Raw genomic sequence first — 22365 nt, forward strand, 5'->3', positions numbered from 1 at the left:
TAATTCGACAGAACTACATCTTTGGATTTAGATATAATACTTATTACAACTAAATTCTAATGGAATACGAACAACCTCTCATTTAGCTGTTCCAAATATTATTACTTTCATGAAGTTCCGTTCTTAAAAACTCTATTAATATATCAGCGTCTAATAATGATGTTTCTCCCTCCTTGCACTTCTCCAGCTTTTCCTAGGGTGTTAAACTTCCAACTAAAGCCTAACATAAAATATTGTTGTAACACGGTACTTTGTCTATCTTCTATATAGTTTTCGTTAATTTCACGTCTAGAATTGTTGTTTTGGTTTAATAAGTCGTAGGCTTTTAAAGTGATAGCCCCTTGATCTTTTAGAACAGCATAAGATAATATGGAATTCCAGAACCACGCACTTTTTTCGAAACCATCAGATATATTGGGGTTGTAATTGTAGTTTATAGTATTGCTCCATTCTAGTTTTTTAGTGATATTATTTCTAGAATTTATATACAGTCTATGTACAGTATATTCTTGTTTATTAAACAGGTCGGTGTCAAAGGTATTGTGCGTAAAGTCTAAATTATAATGCGTTCTTAAATCCATAACATCTTTCCATTGAAATCTTAAACCAACATTTGGGCTTATAGATTTTCTTAGTGAAGCATATTGCACATCGTTAGTGAAATTTATGTAACGGTTTATTGAATTGGAAACACCCACATTCATTTGCAGGGTTTTTAAACTATCTATTTTCACTCTCTTATTAAATCCTGCATCGATGTAGAATCTGTAGTTTCCATCTACATTTTCGTAAGTGGTTACCTTTTCTAAATTCTCGTTAACCGTTGTTTTAGATACCACCGCATCATTAATTATACTGGTGTAGGTGTAAAGGTTAAAGCCTATACCTTTTTGAAAATTATTGTTATTAAAGAATATGTTGAAATTATGATTATCTGTAGGACTTAAGTCTGGGTTACCAACAACAATATCTAAAGGATCTGTTACGTCTACAAAGGTTTGTAATTGGTTTAATGCGGGGGCATCGTTTCTTAAATCGTATCGTAAACCTATTTGAGTTTTTGGTCCGTTATAGTTTAAACGATATTGAATAGCTGCAGCATTAAATTGGCGTTTTAAATCATATTCAGGTCGTAAAGCATCTTTATTTTCAAGGGTTCTAAAAATAAAATCTGTTTTTAAAGAGGTTCTCCATTTTTTAGATTTGTATTCTAAAGCGGCTGTTGGTGTACTGGTAATATTAGCATATTCGTAGTCAGAATTAAATGCCGTATTTGTAGTGGGTTCGTAGTTTTGTGTGTCCTCGTTATAATCGAAGGACATTCTGGTATTTAAAATGGTGTGATCTCTATAGGCATAACCAAGGTCTAAAAACAAGCTCTTGTCTATTAACGGTAAACGGTAAGTTGCCGCAGCTATGAATGTTTTATTGGAATTTTCGGTTTCTCGTAACTGATTGATTTCTGTAGTTTTTAGAGCATCACCAAGTATATTTATTTCATTCTCTAATTTATTTTCATCGTCTGTTTGAATGGTTCTGTAAAATACATCCATCTTTAAAAACGACCCTTTTTTACCTAATAGTTTAGTGATGTTTGTGTTATTCTGAAATTCGGACTCATCGGTTTCCGTATACGAATTACTGGTAGAATTATTAATAGGCTCACCAAATTCGCTATAAGAGTTCTGATTTTCTAGATAGGCGTTGGTGCGTTTAATTTTTCTTACTTGAGGCCTTAAGGTAATTAGTAACGTAGAATCTATTTTAAATTTAATATTAGAATCGATACCATGCTGATCGGCATTTTGTACTGCTTTGGAATATGCACTTGTAAAATAACGACCATTTGGAAGAATGTTTTCACGATCGGAGATGGTTTCATTTTCATTATCTGTATTAGAACCAAAATAACTAGCAGTAGCTTCTGCAACTTTACCCCAGTCATCGGCATAATTAAAGCCATAATTTCTAGACGTAATTATACCGTCTATGCCAAAATTAAAAATTTGACTACTATTATCGTACGAGGCTCTACCACCAAACATTTTGTCTATTTCGCCATAACTAAAACCAGGTTCGTTAATATTGTTGGTGCCTACTAAAGCACTCAATCGTAAATCGTCATTAAATTGATTATACATGCCGGCCAATTGGTAACGTTCGTCTGTACCGCCTCCTGCTGCTAACCGGCCAAATACGCCTTTATTATTTTCTTTTTTAATAACTAGGTTTACCGTTTTGTTTTCTCCATCTCCAGCTTCGCCAGTAAAGCCTTCATCATCGGTTTTAGTGTCGGAAACTTGAATTTTTTCAATGATGTCTTTACTTAAATTTCGGGTGGCAATAGTAGGATCGTTACCAAAAAAGCTTTGCCGTTTACCAATACCTGATTTACAGGTTTTCCATTAATCTTTATTTTGCCATCGGGACCGACTTCTACTCCTGGTAATTCTTTTAGTAGGTCTTCTATATTGGCATCTTTCTTAGTTTTAAAGGACTTTACATTAAACTCTAAAGTATCTTTTTTTATGGTTACTGGGGCTTGAGATTTTATTAAAACTTCGTCTAATTTTGCTGCATTTTCCGAAAGTTTAATGGTTCCTAAATTTATCTTAGAAGTGTCTAAACTTACTTTAGTTCTATATGTTTTATATCCCATAAACGACACATACAAGTCGGCTTGTTTATCGCTTGTTTTGTTTTCTAAAGTAAAGACTCCCTTTTGGTTAGAAATGGTATAGGTAATTAAAGTACTGTCTGTTTCGCGTTGTAGATATACCGTAGCAGCTTCTAAAGGCATGCTGTCTTCTTCGGAAGTTAATTGTCCTGTAATTTCGAAAGATCGCTGCTGGGCATAAGTTATACTAACACAACATAAGGCTAGTAATACGAGTATGTTTTTCATGTGATGGTGATTCCTTAGTTATAGATTATAAGAATCTAAAAATACTTCACAGAAAACGCATAATGGGTTGTAAATGAGTTGTTGGTAGGATTGAATTAGAATTGGGATGCTTGCTATTAGAATTCAAATTTAAATAACAATTAAATGTTAAGAAGACAATTCGCGAAGGGTTTGCTCTTTTTTATGTTTAGACACACTAACCGTACTGCCATCTTCCATTAAAATATATCCGCCGTCTCTTTTAACGTACGATTTTACATGATTTTTATTGATTAAATGCGATTGGTGCGTTCTAATAAACCCGTATGCCGACAACAATTCGTCCCATTCCTTTAAGGTGCGGGATACTAAAATTGAGCGTTTATCGCTCATATAAAACATGGTATAATTATTTTCTCCTTTACATCTAATAATGTCGTCTACATTTACAAAAAACAATTCGTCTGCAGTGGGTAACGCTATCTTTTTAGGACCTTGATTGTTCTTTAAATTATCGACTAAGGCTTTTAATTTGTGATTTTCTTTTTTCTGTTCGACAACGGTTAATACGTTTTGAACCGCTTGTTGTAATTCGGAAATTACCACCGGTTTCATTAAATAGTCTAAAGCACAGGAACGAATGGCTTTTAAAACATATTTGTTATAAGCAGTCACAAAAATAACCTCGAAGTTTACCACAGGTAGTGCTTCTAACATGCTAAAACCATTTTTTTTAGGCATTTCTATATCAAGAAACACCAAGTCCGGCTGATGTTCGGCAATAAGCGCCATACCTTCGTCGGCCGATGAAGCTGTAGCCAAAACCAATACCTCGGGGCAATGTAATTCTAATAATCGTTTTAGGTTTTCTTGGTTATGCACCTCGTCATCTATAAGTATACTTTTTAGTTTCATCTGTGCGCTGTTAGTACCGTAATGGCATTATAATTTTTACTTCTGTTCCTGTTTCTGCCTTGTCTTTTTCAGACCGGTCTAGAATACTAATTTTTGCATTGGTATTATATGTTTCATTTATTAACCGGATACGATCTTCTGCAAGTTTTAATCCGTATTTATTACGATTTAAATCGGGTTGTTTTTGCGCTTTTGCAGTGTTTACCCCAATGCCGTTATCGGTTACCAAACAAATAAGATTTTCGCTGTCTGAATGAAATTCTACCGAAAGTGTTCTGTTAGCATCTATTTCTTTTAAGCCATGAATAATAGCGTTTTCTACAAATGGTTGCACCAACATGGCAGGAATTTCTAACTCGTCTTGGTTTATGGCATCATCAATAATAATTTGATATTCGAAATCGAGGCGTAATTTTTCAATCTCCAGGTATTTTCTTATCGATTCTATTTCATCTGTTAAAGATACTAGTCCGCTTTCTGTTTTGTCTAAAGTTAATCTCATGAGTTGCGAAAACTCGGTTAAATAATGGTTGGCTCTTTCATTATCACCTTGATTAATTAAATTCTGAATAGCGCTAAGGGCATTAAACAAAAAGTGCGGATTCATTTGCGATCTAAAACTCTTTAACTGCATTTCGGTAAATAACCGTTTAGAATGTTCTTTCTTTTTAGTAATTGCAATTTGCCATTTTAATAAAAGAAAGCTTAACAAGGCTAACAGTAAAACCGCCAATACAATAATATTATTTTTGTTTTTCTGTAAAAATGTGGCTTTTTTAAACACAAAGGGTTCTAAGAAATTGGCGTTCATATAATGACCATTTTCACCAATACTATTATGCAACAAATAATAGGCTCCGGCATTATAAACCACCATCGTATAATTTTTTATATTGGTCGTGCTTACATAATCTAATAGGTAGCTTTTGTCTGCAAACTGAACCTCGTCTGCCTTTACCAAAATTTTATTTGTTTTTGCATACCACACATCGACTAATTCCTCTGGGATCTGCTTTTCATTTTTGAATTTAGACTTTTTAAAACTGGTGATTTTATCGCCTTCATCTAAAAACAAATTGTTAGGGCTAAGTCTAGAAATAATGAAGTTTTTTGTAATATCCTTAACTCTGCAGCTAAACTGAAGTTCGTTATTATACTTTTGAATATTCTCGTAATAATATAACTCGTTTCGTATAACAATATAGTTTGGAGTTATAATTAAGCTAATTTGATACTGATTGTTAAACCAAGTACCATAGCTGTATTCAGGTAATTCTGAAGGTAATATTTGGTGTCTTTGGGCTAATAGCATCAAGGGTGCTAGGGCCAATACAACTAAAACTATAATTCGTTTCCTCACAGTTATTACCTCTTAGTTAATGTTTTTTACTTTTCTATAAATAGCTCCAGGAAAACCTGTTGGCGTTAACACATAATTAGAGCCATTTTTCTCTGCCTTAAATGCATTAAAATGTTTACCATTATCTAGTAGGAACCAAAATACATCTCCAGATTTTGAACTCCCAATAGTTATTATACGGTTATTTTCAATCTCGTTAATATTTGGAATACCGGTATCATCGTTATAAAAATAGGTATCGGTAATTCTAATTTTTTTAACGCCCATAAAATGTTTCCAATTCCCTTTAACTTCTTCTGGCATGGTTATGTTTCGCTGATCTCGGTTTAAGATTACCATTTTATCATACCGCAGTGTTAAACTATCTTGTGTATGTTTTAAGATATCGATATTGCCTCCCGAGGTATGAAGCAGGAATGTGCCGTCTCCCGTTTTATAAATGTCGCGATACCTATACATTTTAAATTCATATAATAAAAATTCTGGAGTTGCAAGCGCGATTAAAGTTCCATATTTATCGTGCCAACTGCCAAAAAAAGATTTTGGTAAATCTGCTAGAGCTATGGGTTGCTTCTCTAGTTTTGGAGCAACAGTTGTATTAGAAATATTGATGTTTTTTATATACCAATTAGCCTCTCCAGAATCGTGTTCTTTATAATCAATTGTAGTAATTGTTTTGTTTAAAGGCGGAAAATATAATTTATAAATCATGCCTTCTGGGTTATCGACTAAAACACTTTCTCCGATATTTAATCCTACAGCTTTCTTAATAAACATCTTGTCGCCTTGATTAGAGTCGTCCTGAATATGGGTAATACTGGGAATTATAAAACTAACACCTCTTTTCATAAAAAAGTGTAAGATGGTTTCTTCTTCTGTTAATTCGATTTTTGTTAATTCGGCAGAAAAATTCATACCCTCATGAACGGGATTATAAATAACTTTTTGTGCCCATACTTGAAAAGTACACAAAAGAAGAATTACGATTAAATAGCGTTTTTTCATATTAAACATGTCGTAAACAAATTTAACACCTTTAGACCATTAATCTCGGACTTCTTTAGAATTTGGTTCGTTTTACCGAGCGTTTAGCCGTAATGATTTAGAATAGGATTAAAATTTTTATAAACTGAAGGCTCTTATAAACGAGTATTTAAGGTTTATAAGTTTCCAAAATCAAAAGAAATATGAGTGGGATGTACTTTAAAGAATCACCTCTAAGAAATTGGATTAGGGTAAAACCGTTTGCGTTACAGTTAAGCCGAATTGTTAAATACATATACTTTTATAAAACATTCTTGAAAGAGAATGAAAATGTAAAAACATATTAACTTAAAAATTAAATATTATGAGAAGTCTTCTTTGGTTAGTAGCCGTAATTTGTATTATCGTTTGGATTTTAGGATTTTTTGGAATAGTTGCTGGCTTAGGTACAGGAAGTTTAATACATATTCTGTTAGTAATTGCCATTGTCGCCATTTTGTACAATATTATTTCAGGAAGAAATCCTTTATAATAGTAGAATAATATAGGTTTAAATAATTCTCGTTATTGCTAAATAGTAGTAAGGATGTAAGTATTAAGCATAAATTATATAAACAGTATAGGCTTTCTTTTTTCTTAGGAAAGCCTATACTTATTTTATGCCAAGCATATGGTCTTGGCGAATTCTGCAACTCTATTCCAATTGGTATATTCTATGGGTTGGTCTGTTTTGGTTGGCCCTTTAGTCATTTTCATAATTAATTTAATCATCAAACTATCAAAAAAGAATACGATTTGTAGTCTAGTTTACCTGCAAAAACATCAATTAAATTTGGATTCCAATCTATCTCTTTAAAATATTTTATAACATAAGGATTGCTGTTAAACCTGTCTTTATCACTTTTTCTAGCCACTAAATTCACAGAGAAAAAGGCCGTGTAGATTTGGTTTAATTCGTTTTTGTTTTTTTTAATAAACTCGGTGACATCTTTATTGTGTTTCCCGTATCTAATGCTCGCTCCAAGTATGAGTTTAGAATATTTAGAGATAGGCTCTTTAAACGTAGAGAGTTCAATAACATCGGCAGTATATCCAAAATCCTTAGCATGTTGAGCAATTTGTCGACATATTTTAAGGGTCTGTCCATCGGTGGTTGAATATATGATGCCTATATGTGTATTCATGTTCTGTCTACTACTTATGGTTTATCGATTTAAAATTTAAAAAAGTTAATACAACCCAAGGACTCTAGGTATTTTGAATTTTTAAACTAAAATAAGCAATGTTTTTTACACGATATCGTGTATTCTATTTTTTTAAGAGCACGAATTCTTAATGATTTGAAACAATGTCAATATAAACAAACAAAGTTCCCAAACGATAGGGTAATAAATGATACTATTAACATTCTGAAATTAGGAAAGTTTGAAAAAAATCATGAAATTCGACGCGTGAAAACAGCAACCCTATTTTTAGCATTATTTCTGCTTCTAAAACCACTAATACCTTTAGTGGAATATGCTGCGTTTTATGATTACATTAAAAACGAACTTTGTGAAAACAAAGAAATTGTTGAAATGAAATGTAATGGAAAATGTTATTTAGCAAAAGAAATGGCTAAAGTTTCAGACACACCAGAGTCTGGAACTAGTGATAAACAAACCGCTTTCGAAACAACGGTTGTGTTTTACCAGAACATTGTAGATACTGTTTTTACTCCTTTATTCTTAGATCTTAATTCAGAAAAAATAGCATCTAATTATAACAGATCTTACGCTTATTTAGATCAAGATGCCGTGTTTCATCCTCCTAAAGCTTAAAACTTCAAGTATTTATAATTATTAAGTTGCCATGTGTTTTTCCGAATTTATCGGTAGCGCGTATTGGCTAAAACTTATATGTTATTACAATACACTTTAAATCAACTTTTATTAAGCATCAATTGTAGTTTTCAAATCATTTACATTTTAAATGTAATGTCTGTTTTACGCTAATTTGTAATGCTTCTTAAAAATGGTTTCCTACAGTCTCATGTAAAACAATGAGGATATTCTAAAGAAAATAATATAGCAATCCACTCGCCAAGGATATTGGGGATATGGGCTAAAAATGTCTTTGCAAAATGAAGTTTTTAAACGTTCTTTTACCTGCAATTTGTATTGTGATTACCTCGTGTACTATCGCAAAAACAGATTATGAAGCAGAAATAAATAATGAAACAACAGAATATTTCGAATTCGAAGAAGTCACGCGCACAACAAGCGGCGATTATACCATAAGTATAGAAGCTTTAAACGGTACACTTTATAAGGGCTATAACGAAATTCATATAAAAATTTTTAATACCCAAAGTAGTATCGGGTTAGAGCGTGCAGATGTTACGTTTCTTCCCATTTTAACAGATGCTAATGGGAATAAAAGTTCTTGTCCGCATGATTATAATTTAGAATTTGTGACGGAAGAAGATTATTATTTGGGCTATGCCGTGTTTAGTAGCGAAAGTAATACTACAGTTAATTGGCAAGCTTATATTGGTTTTCAGGCAGATTCAGAATCCTTTACTATAAATCCGAGTATTACCGTTGAAACACAAACCAATAAGAATTTAAATATGACGGCTTTTACGGGTAATGATGATGAGCAGTACATTATAGCGCTGGTGTCTCCGCAAAGCCCGAATGTGTCTGAAAACGATTTGGTAGCTGGAATTTACAAGTATAATAAGCCAGAGAAACCGGCAGGAAATTTTCCAGATTTGTCGCAATATTCTTATTCCATTGTTAAAGATTATAACTTGTTGTTAGACCCAAGGATGCCAGAACCTTCAATGGGAAATCATTCTTCGCCTAACAATCAAGATTTAACGCAACAAAATGATAGTTTATACCATGGCGTTGTAAATTATACAATGACAGGAAATTGGACTCTGAATTTTATTCTTCACAATGAGAAAGGTAAAATAATAAAGGGAACCGTGGTTCCTACAGATTTTACTCCGGGGATAGAGGGCGTAAAAAGTGAACTTTTTATAGATATTTTATTCTAAAGAAATGAAACAAATACCCCTAGTTATACTGTTTTTTAGCGTATTAGCATTCGCACAAAATAAACCTGTTGCAACCGATAGTCTAGATGTTGTTTTAGATGAGGTTTTAATTATTGCAGCTAAAAAATCTAAAATAGAAACAGATATGAAAATGGCTGTTACTGTTGATGAGTTTTTAGCGTCGTCCAATAGTATCAGTTTTATTAAACGTGGGGCTTATGCTTGGGAGCCCTTATTGAATAATATGAGTACAGAACGTTCTTCGCTAACCATAGACGGGATGCACGTTTTTGGTGCTTGTACAGATAAAATGGATCCTATAACCTCGTATGTAGAAAGTAATAATCTGTCTGAAATTGATATAACATCTGGGCAGGAGGGTAGTATGCATGGCGCAACAGTGGCAGGAAGTATCGATTTAAAACGTAAAAGTACAGCGTTCGGACTCAGTAAAGCATGGAATGGTGCTTACCAAACAGGTTTTGAGTTTAATAATAATCAGTTTTTTAACCTCGGAAATGTGTCGTATTCAAGCGATAAACTTGTTGCCGATGCAAGTATGTCTTACAGAAAAGCAGGAAATTATACCGATGGACATAACGATGAGGTAAAGCATTCGCAATTTACGAAATTCAATACTTCATTGGGCTTGGCGTATAAAACAAGCGATTTGTCTTCTCTTCGTGTTGATGCTATTTTCGATAAAGCCAAAGATGTGGGGTATCCTGCATTACCTATGGATTTGTCGCTGTCTAGAGCATTAATTACTTCGGTAGCCTACAAACAGTTTTTTGAAGATAAACTTATAAAAGTATGGGATAGCAAAGTGTATTTTAATGCTGTAGAACATTATATGGACGACACCACAAGGCCAGAAAATTTAGTGCATATGGATATGCCCGGCTGGAGCACCACTTACGGTTTATTGTCTTCAATTAATTTAAAAACAAAAAACTATGCAGCAGAAATTCAGGTAAATGCTTACGATAATTTATCTATTGCCGAAATGCGTATGTATCCGCAAGACCGTAGCGAAACCACGATGTTTGCTTATAGTTGGCCTTGGGTTACCACGTGTTACGCCGGACTTTCCATGAGTAATACTTTGGATATCTCAGAACGCAGTTTGTTGAGTTTTGGAGGAACTTTAGGGGTAAATTACAATTATTCAAAATATATAGAATTCAATTGGATTTTTCACCCTGGAGCACCTCAAGAAAAAACTCGGTTTCTACCAAATGTATATGCGAGCTATCAACTAGAAACAGAACATTTTAATGCCTCTGTAGGCGGAGGGTATGGCCATAGAGCGCCTTCAGTTTCCGAAGGTTATGGGTATTATATTTATAACAGTTTTGATAGGTACGATTATATAGGAGATCCAGATTTACCCAACGAAATTTCTTATGAAGCGAATGCCAGTGCTGGTATTAAAAACAACAAAGGAGGCATTCAAGCACAGGTAAATTACTTCTATATTAAGAACTATATCATCGGAAGAATTTTAAGTCAGGGAAGCCCCATGAATTACCAATCGGTTGGTGTTAAAGGGTACACGGCTTTAGAATATGCTACCTTATTCAACTTTTCTATAAATGCGAATTATGCCATTTTAAACAACTTACATTGGGATGGTTCCTTAACCTATGCCCGTGGCTTAGATGAAAATGAAAATAATTTACCCTTTATTCGTCCCCTTAGCTATCAAACATCATTGCATTTTTCGTATAAAAAATTTGGAGTTTTAACGGCCTTAAATGGCGATTTCGAACAAGTGAATTATAGCCCAGAATACGGAGAAGACGAAACTCCAGCGTATACCAACTGGAATATTTCAGCAGACTATTCCTTTTATATAAAAGACTATAGAACGGTAGTTCAAGTTGGCGCAGAAAATATTTTTAACACCTATTACAGTACCTATGCAGACTGGGGGAATATCCCAAGAATGGGACGAAACATTTTTACTTCATTAAAAATAAATTTTTAACAATTAACACTAAAATAAAATCTTAACCATTAAATCAAAAAAAAATGAAAAATTTAAAAAAACACCTTTTATTAGCCGTTGTGGCTTTAGCATTAGTCTCTTGTAACGACGACGATATGCCTGTTGCAAACGATGTAACATTACAATTTAATAATACTTTTTCGGGAGAAACTATAGTACTGGGCAATGCAACTTCTACATCTGCTACCGTAAACACATCGGTAGAGGGGCAAACACATCATTTTTCTGAATTAAAATACGTTATTAGTAACATTCGTCTTATTAAAGCCGATGGTACCGAAATTCCATACCATGTTAATAATTTAGATAATGGAGCAACGATGGTAGATCAGGCAAAATCTGAAACATTACAATATGTTTTAAACGATATTCCAACGGCAGAATACAGTCAAATTAAATTTGGATTGGGTGTAAAATCTGATTTAAACACCTTAGATCAAGTAAGTTTTCCTGAATTTTATGCAGCCGCAGGAGCAAACGATACCCAAATGCATTGGGAGTGGGGAACAGGGTACCGTTTTACTAAAATTGAAGGATTTTACAATGAGGAAAACAACGAATTATCCTTTCATTCTGGTAGTACTGTAGAAGGTGAAGTAGACGATGAAAGTAGTTATGTACCAGGTTTTGATGCTTACAGAGATATTACATTAAACTTGCCAACTAACGCTGTTGTAGGAGAACATGCACCAACAATCCATATAGAAGCAGATTTTGATAATCTATTAAGCGGAAAAACAAACACAATTATTTTAAGCGATACTAATGCAACACCAAGTGCGCATACCTCTGTAACTATGTCGGAGTATGTAGACAATATTGGTGGTAATGGCACTAGCGATATTACAGGAATGTTTTCTATACAAAACGTAGAAAACTAAATCTTAAATATTTCGGTCGGTTAGGTAATACCACTTGGCCGACTTTTTTTAATAATTGTAAACCATACTTGTTGCCTTATGAAACTATGCTTTAGAATATTCGCATTAGCTTTGGTGTTAACCGCTTGTAGTCAGGATGATTCCGATACCGTTTCTTATATTAATCCAGAACTCACATTAGATATTCCGATGGGTTTTCCAGAGTTTAATACTTCGGTATATACCAATAAACCAACTGAATATGGTGTGGTTTTGGGAGAAAGATTATTTAACGAAAAGAAATTGAGTGCAGATAATACCGTGTCGTGTTCTAGTTGCCACATACAGGAAAGTGCGTTCGCAGATCATAACCCAAAAGGAATTGGTATAGAAGGCAGAATCGGACTCCGAAATGCACCGGCTATACAAAATATGGCTTTTATGCAGGTCTTTAATTGGGATGGTAATAAGCGTGTTTTAGAGAGTCAGCCGTTGGTTCCAATTATTACACATGAAGAAATGGATTCCTCTATTCTTGAAGTTATAGAAAAGCTTGAAGCCGATGGTTCTTATGTAGATTTGTTTAATAAAGCTTTTAATGGTGAAGGTATAACTGCTAACGGCATTTATAATAGTATTGCGCAGTTTGAATATACTTTAATATCGGCAAACAGTAAGTACGATAAAATGAAGCGCGGAGAAGGAGAAACCTTTACAACTGAAGAAGCACAGGGGTATGCTGTTTTTCAGAAGAAATGTATTAGTTGCCATAGTACAGGATTATTTACCGACCAAAGTTTTAGAAATATAGGATTTCCTTTAAATCCAGATCCTGAAGAAGCTGGGAGAGCTAGAGTTACAGGGAAAGTTGAGGACTTTATGCGTTTTCGTGTTCCATCGTTACGCAATATTGCTTATACAGCTCCGTATGGTAGCTTTGGACAATTTGAAACGTTAAAAGCAGTTTTAGATTATTTGGATGCCGGTGTTTTAGAAGCCGATAATCTAGATCCTATTTTAAAAGAAAATGGAAATAGTATTCCACTTTCCGAAACCGAAAAAGAGAATCTTATTGCCTTTATGAATACCTTAAGCGATGTTGATTTTGTAAGCCCTTAATAGGTTACAAAGGTCTTATTAAAGTGAAAATTGGACTGTAAAGTTTAAAGCTTCGTTTTAATCAACAAAAGTTTCTTTCATTATTGATTTTAGTTCCTTTATCTCGGGATTAGTCATTTTTCCTAAACGTTTCACAATTCTTAATTTATCAACAGTTCTAATTTGGTCGATAACTATCCAGCCAATTTGATTATTGTGTTTTATTTCTATTCTTGTAGGATAATTTATAGAACTTGTAGTCATTGGTGCAACAATAATAGTCTTTAAAAATTTATTCATTTCGTTTGGTGAAATAATTACACAAGGGCGTGATTTATTGATTTTACTTCCAACGGTGGGATTAAGATTAATTAGGACTATATCGTATTGTTTTAATTCCATTCTTCAAAGGTTTCATCTTCAAAGACATCATTAAACAACAACTTATCATCTCCATTTTCGGTCATTTGTTTAAAAGATTCTTCCCACCCTTTTCTAGGAGTTGATATGGGTTGAATTATGATTTTTCCTTTTTCAAGAATTAATTCTACTTTATCCTTTATATTGTATTTTTCAAGTATAGTTTTACTAAAACGTATGCCCTTTGAATTTCCTATTTGTATGACTGAAACTTCCATAATTAAACACTTTTGTTATTACAAAGTTTTTACTAAATTTTTTAATAAACAATTAAAGCTAAGGCTATACTTTTTACATTATTTATTAAGAAGGAAGGAGTGGTGTTGAAACGGTTTTAAGCGATGACTACTTCTATTATTTAACAGTATAGCGTACCAAGACTTCATTATCTAAGATCACATTTGTAGACCAAATAAATTTCGCATCTTCTGTGGGATCATCAAAAATAGAAGTGAAATTGGTGTACGACGGTTTATTATCTACTCCTATAGTTTCGTTAGAAAACGTGGTGGCATTCGGCCAATTAGAATCATCAAAATCCGTATTCATCCATCCATTAGGAATTTCCCAATGCAAACCGTAAAAGGATGAACCGTCTTGGCCACCATTGGTATCGCAAGTTTTAGAATATCTATAATTTCCTACTTCCTTAGTGCAGTTTAAGTCTGTAATTGGTGCCGTGTAAAAGGTCTGTGCTTTCCAATTCTCGTTAGTTGTAGCTATTATATGGTTTGCGGCATCTTTAATAACAGCTACCAATCCGCCGTCCCCAGCATGAAAAGATTTTCCTCTATTCGCTTCACAGCCCACCCCAAGGTGCTCTTCCCAATCTACTAATTTAAAGGCTATAGTAAATGGTTTTTGAACTTTAAATTTCACGATGCTAGAATTAAACTGTGTAAACGGAACTTTGTCTTTACCAACAGGCATGCCGTTAACATACATTTCAAAATAATTGTCGGCAAAAATATAGGCTGTAAAAAGCGCTCCAGTTTCGTCAATTTCAATGATTTTAGAGTCATCAAATTGAGATAAAGCTTCTTGAACTGTTGCATACGTGTTTCCTTCGCAGGCATTAAACAAATCTGAAGCAAAAGGAAAATTAGTATTTGTATAATTTGTTTGGGCAGGTACAATCCATGTTTTACCATCGGTAGATTGTATTTCTCCTACATCTGTTTTCCGGCCTCGCTCACAGGAATAAAGGTCTTCTGTTATAGTTTTAGCGATACCTTGAGTTATGCTAGCCGTACCTTTGTAAATTGGTGACTCTGGTGTTTTTAAAGACGCTGTTTCAGACTTTTTGCTAGCGGTATTACCGCAACTTATGCTTAATAAAAATACAGATAAAAGTAAAAGATGTTTCATGCTTTAAAGTTAATTGTTTTTTTGAAATGTCCGAAACGTCGTTTTTGAGCTGTTTTCTTAGTTGTGATAAGCGGCTTGTTCGAGATTATAAATTTTGTGTTCTTTAAAGGTTTATTTATTGAGTTAGTAGCGTTAAATATATTATAACTTCTTAAGGATATTTTATTTGAAATTTATCAATATCTCATGGAATAGGTTAGATTTTAATGGTTTGGGCTGTAATTATTTGAATAAATACAGAGTTTGTTACTATTTTTTTATAATTTAAACTAACATTTTAAAAAGGGTAATATGCCAAAGGGTTTTGAACAGGTTTTAGATTTATGGAGAAGAGAGTATTCTAGTAAAGTAAATATATATGAACCTTATAAATCTAAAGATCAACTTCGGTTATTTGCCTCGTTATTTGCTCCTGGTGAAACATATTTTTATATTCTAAATATGCATAATCTGCAATTAGAATATGTGTCTGAAAGTATAATGAATGTTCTTGGAATTACTCCTGAAGAGGCTACAATCGAAAAAATAGTGAGTACGGCTCTTCTAGATGATCTTGAGCTTTTAGAAAAAAAAGAGGAAGTAATAAAAGACTTTTTTCTTAATTTTTGTAATTCAGAGCAACGGTTAGATTATAAAGCATTGTATACCTACCGTATGAAGGATTTTAATAATGAAATAAAAAACATGTTACATCAGGTTACTGTACTCTCCCTAGATAATAACAATTTGCCGCAACATGCCATTAGTATACACACCGATATTTCTCATGTGCAACAACAGTCATTATCTAAAATTTCGTTTATGAGTTTGTCTGGAGAAAAGTCATACTATAATATAGATGTATCTGAAGGTATTTTTAATCCTAATATTACGTGTAAAAATAGTATGAATTTATTAGAACTCTTAACAAATCGCGAGCTAGAAATAGTAAAACTTTTATCTAAGGGGTTTTCTACAAACCAGATTAGCGATAAAATAAATGTCTCCGTACATACTGTACAAACGCATCGTAAAAACATTAATAAAAAAACTGGTTTCAAAAATGCAGCAGAACTTATTGCTATATGTTTAATGTCTGGTGTAATTTGAAATTAATACTATAAAGGCATCGTGTATTAGAAAACACTTACATCATCATTTATTTCAATCCAATAATTGTCTGGGTCCTGAAAATAAATCTGTTTAATACCATCGTTTCTCACATAATCTTTATTTGGAGTATCGAGCCAATCGGTATAATCAATATTTAATGTTTTTAAATGAGAAACAAATGAATCGACGTTTGCTGTTGATAGCGCAAAATGAACAGCTTTATTGGTTTTTATTTCGGCATCTGGGCGCGGAATAATATGAAGCTGTTTGCCCTCGCCAAGTGACAAACATCTTGTTTTAGAATTTGAAGCTGTATTTTTTATTTCTTTAAGCTGAAGTACCTTTTGGTAAAACGCTACAGATACACCTACATCTTTTACAGAAATAGCAATATGGTTGAAGAGAAAGGTATGCATGGGGTATTGGTGTTTTATTAGTTTAAAATTGGAATCTATTTATAATTTTGAATGTAAGAACAACCGGATAATAAGTGGTTTCGGATTTTGATTTTTATACTTTTTTCATTCAATCTCACATCACCTTTTCGGCCAAATATTTCTGAACTTCATACACATCTATACTTTTATTAAATTTTTTACTTACAGATGGGGTGTCTTCACTAGAAATCCAAATTTTTAATTCGGCATCCAAATCGAAAGTTCCCGCGGTTTCTAGAGAAAATCGAGATATACTTTTATAAGGCATCGATCTGTATTCCATTTTGCTTCCCGTAAATCCTTGCACATCAATTAAAATTAAACGCTTATTGGTAAACATAAACGTGTCTCTTAGAAGTTTAAATCCCAATTCAACATGTTCGTTTGTAATAAGCAATCTTCCGTATTTTTGATTTAGTTGTTCGGCAGATACTTCGGAAGCATTGCCTAATATTTTATTGAATATTCCCATTGTATTTTCTGTTTGAAAAGTAAGTGCATGCAAGTTAAATAATTAAATGAATTTATTTTATTCGAATTGAAATGAGAATTGACTTGAAAACAAGGAAAAACTATGGATTTTCTTATCCTTTAGCTTTAAAAAAGGGTATTTTTGATATTAAAAATTAACAATTTGCTTGCATTCGCCTTATCATTAATTTTTGATCTATAACGCTATAGGTTTCGATTTGTAAGTTGCACTTATATAATACTATGGAAAAATTTGCCGATGCTATGTATAACGTTCCTATAAACAATTAAAAAATATCTTTTAGATAACATGAAAATTTTAGATTAAACACATTGCTACCCTATGAGACAAGTTGTAATAATATTAGGATGTTTACTTTTTGGAGAAATCGTTGTACACCTTACCGGAATTAAAATGCCATCTAGTATAATTGGTATGATACTTTTAACCGTTTTATTAGAACTGGGTTGGGTTAAATTAAATTGGGTGAGTGGTCTTAGTGATTTTTTAACTAAGAATATGGCCTTCTTTTTCGTACCTCCAGGGGTCGCTATTATGTTGTATTTAGATATGATAAAACTATCGTTTTGGCCCATAATTATAGCCTCTTTAATTAGTACTATAATTGTTTTTGCTTGCACAGGATGGACACATCAGTTATTCATGAAGCACAAAAACACGTTTAAAAAAAATAAATAAGCAAAAACTAAAATTATGGTTGAGGTTTTACAGTCCGAGATTTTTATTTTAACACTAACCTTTGTTGCTTTTTTTGTGGCTCAAATTATTCAGAGAAAGACAAAAATGATTTTTCTGAACCCTGTTTTGCTTGCCATTTTATTTATTATAGGAACCTTGTTGCTTTTAAAAATTGATTTTACCGCTTATCAGCAAGGTAGCAGAATGATAGAGTTTTTATTAAAACCAGCTATTGTGGCCTTAGGTGTGCCTTTATATAAGCAACTAGGGAAAATTAAAAAGCAAGCAATTCCCATTATTACTTCGCAATTGGTTGGTTGTGTGGCAGGAATCGTGTCTGTGGTTTTAATAGCAAAAGCTTTAGGCGCTCCAAAAGACATAGTTTTTTCTTTGGCCCCAAAATCGGTAACAACACCTATAGCCATAGAAGTCTCTAAAACTTTAGGGGGAATTCCGCCACTTACGGCTTCTGTCGTGATTTTGTTTGGAATTATAGGATCTATTTTCGGATACGAAATAATGAAAATTACGCGTATAAAAAGTACTATTGCTCAGGGGATTTCTATGGGAACTGCAGCGCATGTTTTAGGGGCTTCAAAATCTATGGAAATTAGTGGAAATTTTGGTGCGTTGTCTAGTATTGGTCTTATAGTAAACGGAATTTTAACGGCCCTTTTAACCCCTTATATTATTCAGTTTTTAAGTATATGGATCGATTTTTAGAACCATAGTTTTAAGATTTTAATCAGTCAAATAGTTTTACATACTTGTGTTCAGGATATAGTCTTGAGCACTTTTTTTTGTTTTAAAATGAAATAAAATGGCTTTTTATAAGCATGATATTTTATTACAATAATACAATGGAATTTTACTATAAAGTATCTTGAGTTCACCAATATATTTGTAGGTATAAAACAATACAGCCATGAAAATACTTTACATCCTAAAACAATCACGTACGAAAAAGCAAATGACAATATTAACATGTATTTTATTGGTATTGGTCGGGTTTACAGCCTGCAATACATCTAATGCAGAAAATAAAACAGTCATGAAATCACCAGAACAGAATCAGAAAAAGAGTTATTGGCCTAATAAAGCTCAATTAGTCATTTCAGTATCCATGCAATTTGAAACAGGCGGACAGCCAGAGGGGGCAGAAAGTCCATTTTCGGGCAATCCATTACCGAAAGGAAATCCAGATATGCCAGCAGAAAGTTGGTTTAGATACGGTGCAAAAGAAGGAATCTATAGAATGTTAAGATTATGGAAGAAGAATGATATTCATGTTACCTCGCATGTTGTTGGTGAAGCCGCAGCGCAATACCCTGAAGTGGCTAAAGCCATTGCCGATGGTGGACACGAAATTGCTGCTCACGGTATGTCTTGGAGTGATCAATGGAATATGAGTTACGATGAAGAGTTACAATTCATTAAAAAAGGAATAGACACTGTAGAGGCAATCACCGGACAGCGCGGTATTGGTTATAATGCCAATTGGTTGCGTAGAGGCCCAAATACATTAAAAGTTTTACAAGAATTAGGCTTTTTATATCATATAGATGACTTGAGTCGTGATGAACCATTTATTACAAAAGTACGAGGAAAGAACTTTGTAATTATGCCTTATACTTTACGTAATAACGACATTGTAAATATTGAAGGAAAACAATGGAGTCCAGATCAGTTTTTAGCTCAATTAAAAGCGGAATTCGATCAATTGTATGCCGAAGATGCTAATCAGCGTCGTATGATGAGTATTAGTTTACACGATAGAATAGGGGGAACACCAGCTGTGGTACATGTAGTAGACGAATTTATTCAATATGCAAAAAGTCATGAAGCTGTGGTATTTATGCGTAAAGATGAAATCGCAAATATGGTTAAAGACGATCCGAATACTCCAATTGATAATTCGGAATTAGAGTTTAATAAATAAGACCATTAAAATGAAAACAACCATAATAAATGAGACCGGAAATTGGAACGGATTATGGACGGATGCTTTAATTTCTGAATTAAAAACTAATACAGATAATGTTCAGGTTGGTGAACATCTAATTTTAGAAACCGAAGCTTTTAAAGTGTGGAGTATTGCTATACCTGTAGGCGAGTCTTTGCCTTTTCATAAACACAATAAACCTTATTTTTATACAGCAATACAACCAGGGAAATCGAGATCGTTTTATGCAGATGGTAAAATTATAGAGACCGAATATGAAGCGAATGATATTAAGTATTATAATGACTTAAATTCAGCTCAGTATTTTATTCATAACCTGGAGAACATAGGAGAAACCACTTTAATCTATACGACTGTAGAATTTAAGAAATGACCTCTAATCCTAAATGATTAGGAATTTAGCTCAAATAAAAGAGAGGCTGTCCAAAAAGTTGAATTTTCGTCAACTTGAAATTGATTCAGGTTCTCACAAAATTGGTAATCAGTATAATGAGATTCTGAAATAAATTAAGAATGACGGTTTTAAAAATTTTTAGACGGCCTCTTTCTATAAATATTTAGTAAAAATTATCTTTTAATTTCTTGAATGTAAGCATCTAATTTTTCACCGTATTTAGATGCTTTAATTTCTGGTGTAAGAGATTTGTTTATAGTGTCTAACCATTTAATATTAGCATTGTAAATTTCTGTAAGGGCTAAATAGGGAGCCACTTCTGCATCTCTATGATTAATAGCATAATTTACAGTGTATAAATACTTACGCTTAATTAAGCTTGCATCAGCTTTATTTATGCTATCAATTTTAATAGTGTCGTTGGCTCTGGTAGCATCAAATTTTGCCTTAATTAAGTCTAAACGCGAGTTGTTTATTTTAGAATTTACAGTAAGATATTCATCTAAAAGCGCCTGATTTCTCGAACCTGAAACTTGAGCATCAATAATAAAGTTTTTAAGTGTACTATTAATCGTTACTATACCAGGTTCAGCAAAAAACGGAAGACGTTCAAAGGATTTATCATGTTTGTTTAGTGTCAAATAAAATATTTCTGGGGAATCTACTTGTCCGTGTAACTCGAACGTTTCATTACCATTAATCTTTAAAGAATCTAAAGTTAGTATTAAAGAATCTTCGGTTTTTTGAAGATAAACGGTTCCTTTTTTTAAGCCTTTAATATGTGCATTTACAGTTAAGTTTCCTTTATCCTTTCCGCAGGATACGACAATTAATAAAAGGAATAAAATAGCTAGATTTTTCATTGTAATATTGAATTAGGAGCGCAAATATCTTATAATTATTTATTAAAAACTAACCGTTAGCAACGATTTTCATTAACTCGGTACAAAGTATCGCGCCATAGGTTCCTACAACATATCCAAATACGGCTAATAACGCACCTACAGTGGCTAAAGACGGGTGAAAAGCGGCGGCTACAACAGGAGCAGAAGCGGCACCACCAACATTAGCTTGGCTACCTACGGCCAAAAAGAAATACGGAGCTTTTATAATTTTCGCTACTATAATAAGTAATACTGCATGTATGGTCATCCACACTAATCCAATTAAAATTAATCCTGGATTATCGAATAACTTAGTTAAATCCATTTTCATACCAATGGTTGCCACTAAAATGTAAATAAAGACACTCCCAATTTTACTTGCTCCAGCACCTTCATAATTTTTAACTTTTGTGAATGATAGTAAAATACCAATACATGTTGCAATAGTAATTAACCAGAAAAAACTACTTCCAAAAGAAGATAGCGGACTTTTAGGATCGCTAACAGCTGTGAAATTTGTTGTTAAAAAATCAGAAATAATTTCCGATCCAAAATGTGCTAAACCTACAGCACCAAAAGCATAGGCAAGAATCATCATAAAATCGGTTAGGGTTGGTATTCTTGTGGTTTTATCGCTGAATTGTTGAACACGTTCCTGTAATTCATCAATGGCGGTATTATCTGCTTTTAGCCATTGGTCGATTTTTTTACGTTTACCAATACCTAATAATATAATGGCCATCCAAATGTTGGCAACAACAATATCTACCAAAACCATTCCGCCATATAATTCCTGATTGAACTCGTAAATTTCTAACATCGCTGCCTGGTTAGCACCACCTCCAATCCAGCTACCTGCAAGGGTAGAAAGTCCGCGCCATACCGCATCGAAACCAGCGCCGCCTACTGTTTCAGGAGAAAACGTAGAGATTAATAAGATGGCTATAGGTCCTCCAATTATAATACCTATAGTTCCTGTGAAAAACATAATTAATGCTTTCCAGCCTAGGTTGAAAACCGCTTTTAAATCGATACTTATGGTCATTAAAACCAAAGCAGCAGGCAATAAATAGCGACTGGCTATAAAATAGGTTTCAGAAATATCTGCAGAGATAATTCCTAAAGAATTAAATATTGCAGGTATTAAATAACACATTAATAAGCCTGGAATATATTTATAAAAGGTTGTCCAGAATTTTGTTTTTTTCGACTCGGTGAAAAATACGAATCCTAGCGAAATCATGAGTATGCCAAAAACAATGGCATCGTTAGTAAATAGGGGTGTGTTTTCCATAAAATTTTGTTAAAGTCGCAAATTACCACTTTCACACCTTAAAAAAAAGAAGATTGATTTAAAGTTTGGCACGATGATTGCTTTTTACATTACAATTATTATGATGACGATTATTAGAGTGTGGTTACTTTAATATTAAGAGTAATAATTTTTCATATTGGTTGGTTAGTTAGTGAAAAAGCAT

The 22365-nt window shown here is 33.2% G+C and carries 24 protein-coding genes; 11 read left to right on the top strand and 13 right to left on the bottom strand.

Annotated features, from left to right (window positions below):
• Positions 1–143: 143 nt before the first annotated feature.
• The 5 genes from A9D35_RS16890 to A9D35_RS16905 all read right to left on the bottom strand — a co-directional run bounded on the left by A9D35_RS16890 (position 144) and on the right by A9D35_RS16905 (position 6164).
• On the bottom strand, positions 144–2141 hold the full coding sequence (locus A9D35_RS16890; RefSeq protein ID WP_083191739.1) for an outer membrane beta-barrel protein: 1998 nt from the start codon (positions 2139–2141) through the stop codon (positions 144–146).
• A 185-nt stretch (positions 2142–2326) separates the two neighbouring features.
• On the bottom strand, positions 2327–2905 hold the full coding sequence (locus A9D35_RS18470) for a carboxypeptidase-like regulatory domain-containing protein (protein ID WP_083191740.1): 579 nt from the start codon (positions 2903–2905) through the stop codon (positions 2327–2329).
• 147 nt (positions 2906–3052) lie between these two features.
• Complete coding sequence (locus A9D35_RS16895) at positions 3053–3799, bottom strand: LytR/AlgR family response regulator transcription factor (RefSeq protein ID WP_066225195.1); 747 nt, start codon at positions 3797–3799, stop codon at positions 3053–3055.
• 10 nt (positions 3800–3809) lie between these two features.
• Complete coding sequence (locus tag A9D35_RS16900; protein WP_141675567.1) at positions 3810–5159, bottom strand: sensor histidine kinase; 1350 nt, start codon at positions 5157–5159, stop codon at positions 3810–3812.
• A gap of 12 nt (positions 5160–5171) precedes the next feature.
• On the bottom strand, positions 5172–6164 hold the full coding sequence (locus A9D35_RS16905; protein WP_141675568.1) for a hypothetical protein: 993 nt from the start codon (positions 6162–6164) through the stop codon (positions 5172–5174).
• Between the two features lie 343 nt (positions 6165–6507).
• Between A9D35_RS16905 and A9D35_RS18615 the strand changes: the two genes are divergently transcribed.
• Positions 6508–6675, top strand: coding sequence for a lmo0937 family membrane protein (locus tag A9D35_RS18615; RefSeq protein ID WP_141675569.1), 168 nt, complete (start codon positions 6508–6510; stop codon positions 6673–6675).
• 238 nt (positions 6676–6913) lie between these two features.
• On the opposite strand, the gene A9D35_RS16910 is transcribed toward A9D35_RS18615, so the two are convergent.
• Entirely contained in the window at positions 6914–7327 is a 414-nt protein-coding gene (locus A9D35_RS16910) for a flavodoxin domain-containing protein (protein WP_235817918.1), read from the bottom strand.
• A gap of 267 nt (positions 7328–7594) precedes the next feature.
• Here A9D35_RS16910 and A9D35_RS18475 point away from each other — a divergent pair, with 267 nt between their 5' ends.
• The 5 genes from A9D35_RS18475 to A9D35_RS16935 all read left to right on the top strand — a co-directional run bounded on the left by A9D35_RS18475 (position 7595) and on the right by A9D35_RS16935 (position 13179).
• Positions 7595–7963 carry a hypothetical protein gene (locus A9D35_RS18475; protein WP_141675570.1) on the top strand — a complete coding sequence of 123 codons (369 nt, stop codon included), beginning with the start codon at positions 7595–7597 and terminating at the stop codon, positions 7961–7963.
• Between the two features lie 302 nt (positions 7964–8265).
• Entirely contained in the window at positions 8266–9189 is a 924-nt protein-coding gene (locus A9D35_RS16920) for a hypothetical protein (protein ID WP_066225201.1), read from the top strand.
• A 4-nt stretch (positions 9190–9193) separates the two neighbouring features.
• Positions 9194–11179, top strand: coding sequence for a TonB-dependent receptor plug domain-containing protein (locus A9D35_RS16925; RefSeq protein WP_066225204.1), 1986 nt, complete (start codon positions 9194–9196; stop codon positions 11177–11179).
• A 44-nt stretch (positions 11180–11223) separates the two neighbouring features.
• Positions 11224–12081, top strand: a complete 858-nt coding sequence (locus tag A9D35_RS16930) for an MbnP family protein (RefSeq protein ID WP_066225206.1) — start codon at positions 11224–11226, stop codon at positions 12079–12081.
• Between the two features lie 78 nt (positions 12082–12159).
• The gene (locus A9D35_RS16935; RefSeq protein ID WP_066225208.1) at positions 12160–13179 is read left to right on the top strand and encodes a cytochrome-c peroxidase; all 1020 of its coding nucleotides are present in this window, start codon (positions 12160–12162) and stop codon (positions 13177–13179) included.
• A 57-nt stretch (positions 13180–13236) separates the two neighbouring features.
• Here A9D35_RS16935 and A9D35_RS16940 read toward each other — a convergent pair whose 3' ends face one another.
• The 3 genes from A9D35_RS16940 to A9D35_RS16950 form a co-directional block, all read right to left on the bottom strand.
• The gene (locus A9D35_RS16940; protein ID WP_066225211.1) at positions 13237–13560 is read right to left on the bottom strand and encodes a type II toxin-antitoxin system PemK/MazF family toxin; all 324 of its coding nucleotides are present in this window, start codon (positions 13558–13560) and stop codon (positions 13237–13239) included.
• Complete coding sequence (locus A9D35_RS16945; RefSeq protein ID WP_066225213.1) at positions 13551–13796, bottom strand: AbrB/MazE/SpoVT family DNA-binding domain-containing protein; 246 nt, start codon at positions 13794–13796, stop codon at positions 13551–13553. Before A9D35_RS16945 ends, A9D35_RS16940 begins: the two co-directional genes overlap by 10 nt.
• A 136-nt stretch (positions 13797–13932) precedes the next feature.
• Entirely contained in the window at positions 13933–14946 is a 1014-nt protein-coding gene (locus tag A9D35_RS16950) for a hypothetical protein (RefSeq protein WP_066225215.1), read from the bottom strand.
• A gap of 291 nt (positions 14947–15237) precedes the next feature.
• Between A9D35_RS16950 and A9D35_RS16955 the strand changes: the two genes are divergently transcribed.
• The gene (locus A9D35_RS16955; protein ID WP_066225217.1) at positions 15238–16035 is read left to right on the top strand and encodes a response regulator transcription factor; all 798 of its coding nucleotides are present in this window, start codon (positions 15238–15240) and stop codon (positions 16033–16035) included.
• A 26-nt stretch (positions 16036–16061) separates the two neighbouring features.
• Here the strand turns inward: A9D35_RS16955 and A9D35_RS16960 are convergent, their stop codons facing one another.
• Entirely contained in the window at positions 16062–16454 is a 393-nt protein-coding gene (locus A9D35_RS16960) for a VOC family protein (protein ID WP_066225219.1), read from the bottom strand.
• A gap of 115 nt (positions 16455–16569) precedes the next feature.
• Positions 16570–16947 (bottom strand): PH domain-containing protein, encoded by a 378-nt coding sequence (locus A9D35_RS16965; RefSeq protein WP_066225221.1) that lies wholly within the window; start codon positions 16945–16947, stop codon positions 16570–16572.
• A gap of 342 nt (positions 16948–17289) precedes the next feature.
• Between A9D35_RS16965 and A9D35_RS16970 the strand changes: the two genes are divergently transcribed.
• From A9D35_RS16970 to A9D35_RS16985, 4 genes are all read left to right on the top strand, one after another.
• Positions 17290–17646 carry a CidA/LrgA family protein gene (locus A9D35_RS16970; protein ID WP_066225222.1) on the top strand — a complete coding sequence of 119 codons (357 nt, stop codon included), beginning with the start codon at positions 17290–17292 and terminating at the stop codon, positions 17644–17646.
• A gap of 15 nt (positions 17647–17661) precedes the next feature.
• Positions 17662–18369 (top strand): LrgB family protein, encoded by a 708-nt coding sequence (locus A9D35_RS16975; RefSeq protein ID WP_066225225.1) that lies wholly within the window; start codon positions 17662–17664, stop codon positions 18367–18369.
• Positions 18370–18571: 202 nt separating this feature from the next.
• Positions 18572–19585 (top strand): polysaccharide deacetylase family protein, encoded by a 1014-nt coding sequence (locus tag A9D35_RS16980; RefSeq protein WP_066225227.1) that lies wholly within the window; start codon positions 18572–18574, stop codon positions 19583–19585.
• Between the two features lie 10 nt (positions 19586–19595).
• Complete coding sequence (locus A9D35_RS16985; protein ID WP_066225228.1) at positions 19596–19982, top strand: hypothetical protein; 387 nt, start codon at positions 19596–19598, stop codon at positions 19980–19982.
• 194 nt (positions 19983–20176) lie between these two features.
• On the opposite strand, the gene A9D35_RS16990 is transcribed toward A9D35_RS16985, so the two are convergent.
• Positions 20177–20866: a DUF4369 domain-containing protein gene (locus A9D35_RS16990; RefSeq protein WP_066225230.1), complete on the bottom strand. Its 690-nt coding sequence runs from the start codon at positions 20864–20866 to the stop codon at positions 20177–20179.
• Positions 20867–20915: 49 nt separating this feature from the next.
• Positions 20916–22181 carry a DUF819 family protein gene (locus A9D35_RS16995; RefSeq protein ID WP_066225231.1) on the bottom strand — a complete coding sequence of 422 codons (1266 nt, stop codon included), beginning with the start codon at positions 22179–22181 and terminating at the stop codon, positions 20916–20918.
• Positions 22182–22365 lie beyond the last annotated feature (184 nt).

Origin of the sequence: Formosa haliotis (assembly GCF_001685485.1) — a bacterium.
GTDB lineage: Bacteria > Bacteroidota > Bacteroidia > Flavobacteriales > Flavobacteriaceae > Formosa > Formosa haliotis.

Bases quoted from the DNA above. Each gene is read 5' to 3' on its own strand.
- A9D35_RS16960 (WP_066225219.1), bottom strand. From the start codon at position 16,454: ATGCATACCTTTCTCTTCAACCATATTGCTATTTCTGTAAAAGATGTA.
- A9D35_RS16965 (WP_066225221.1), bottom strand. From the start codon at position 16,947: ATGGGAATATTCAATAAAATATTAGGCAATGCTTCCGAAGTATCTGCC.
- A9D35_RS16975 (WP_066225225.1), top strand. From the start codon at position 17,662: ATGGTTGAGGTTTTACAGTCCGAGATTTTTATTTTAACACTAACCTTT.
- A9D35_RS16920 (WP_066225201.1), top strand. From the start codon at position 8,266: ATGAAGTTTTTAAACGTTCTTTTACCTGCAATTTGTATTGTGATTACC.
- A9D35_RS16925 (WP_066225204.1), top strand. From the start codon at position 9,194: ATGAAACAAATACCCCTAGTTATACTGTTTTTTAGCGTATTAGCATTC.
- A9D35_RS16905 (WP_141675568.1), bottom strand. From the start codon at position 6,164: ATGAAAAAACGCTATTTAATCGTAATTCTTCTTTTGTGTACTTTTCAA.
- A9D35_RS18470 (WP_083191740.1), bottom strand. From the start codon at position 2,905: ATGAAAAACATACTCGTATTACTAGCCTTATGTTGTGTTAGTATAACT.
- A9D35_RS16895 (WP_066225195.1), bottom strand. From the start codon at position 3,799: ATGAAACTAAAAAGTATACTTATAGATGACGAGGTGCATAACCAAGAA.
- A9D35_RS16950 (WP_066225215.1), bottom strand. From the start codon at position 14,946: ATGAAACATCTTTTACTTTTATCTGTATTTTTATTAAGCATAAGTTGC.
- A9D35_RS16945 (WP_066225213.1), bottom strand. From the start codon at position 13,796: ATGGAAGTTTCAGTCATACAAATAGGAAATTCAAAGGGCATACGTTTT.
- A9D35_RS16990 (WP_066225230.1), bottom strand. From the start codon at position 20,866: ATGAAAAATCTAGCTATTTTATTCCTTTTATTAATTGTCGTATCCTGC.
- A9D35_RS16985 (WP_066225228.1), top strand. From the start codon at position 19,596: ATGAAAACAACCATAATAAATGAGACCGGAAATTGGAACGGATTATGG.
- A9D35_RS18615 (WP_141675569.1), top strand. From the start codon at position 6,508: ATGAGAAGTCTTCTTTGGTTAGTAGCCGTAATTTGTATTATCGTTTGG.
- A9D35_RS16940 (WP_066225211.1), bottom strand. From the start codon at position 13,560: ATGGAATTAAAACAATACGATATAGTCCTAATTAATCTTAATCCCACC.
- A9D35_RS16935 (WP_066225208.1), top strand. From the start codon at position 12,160: ATGAAACTATGCTTTAGAATATTCGCATTAGCTTTGGTGTTAACCGCT.
- A9D35_RS16890 (WP_083191739.1), bottom strand. From the start codon at position 2,141: ATGTATAATCAATTTAATGACGATTTACGATTGAGTGCTTTAGTAGGC.
- A9D35_RS16910 (WP_235817918.1), bottom strand. From the start codon at position 7,327: ATGAATACACATATAGGCATCATATATTCAACCACCGATGGACAGACC.
- A9D35_RS16980 (WP_066225227.1), top strand. From the start codon at position 18,572: ATGAAAATACTTTACATCCTAAAACAATCACGTACGAAAAAGCAAATG.
- A9D35_RS16955 (WP_066225217.1), top strand. From the start codon at position 15,238: ATGCCAAAGGGTTTTGAACAGGTTTTAGATTTATGGAGAAGAGAGTAT.
- A9D35_RS16995 (WP_066225231.1), bottom strand. From the start codon at position 22,181: ATGGAAAACACACCCCTATTTACTAACGATGCCATTGTTTTTGGCATA.
- A9D35_RS16970 (WP_066225222.1), top strand. From the start codon at position 17,290: ATGAGACAAGTTGTAATAATATTAGGATGTTTACTTTTTGGAGAAATC.
- A9D35_RS16930 (WP_066225206.1), top strand. From the start codon at position 11,224: ATGAAAAATTTAAAAAAACACCTTTTATTAGCCGTTGTGGCTTTAGCA.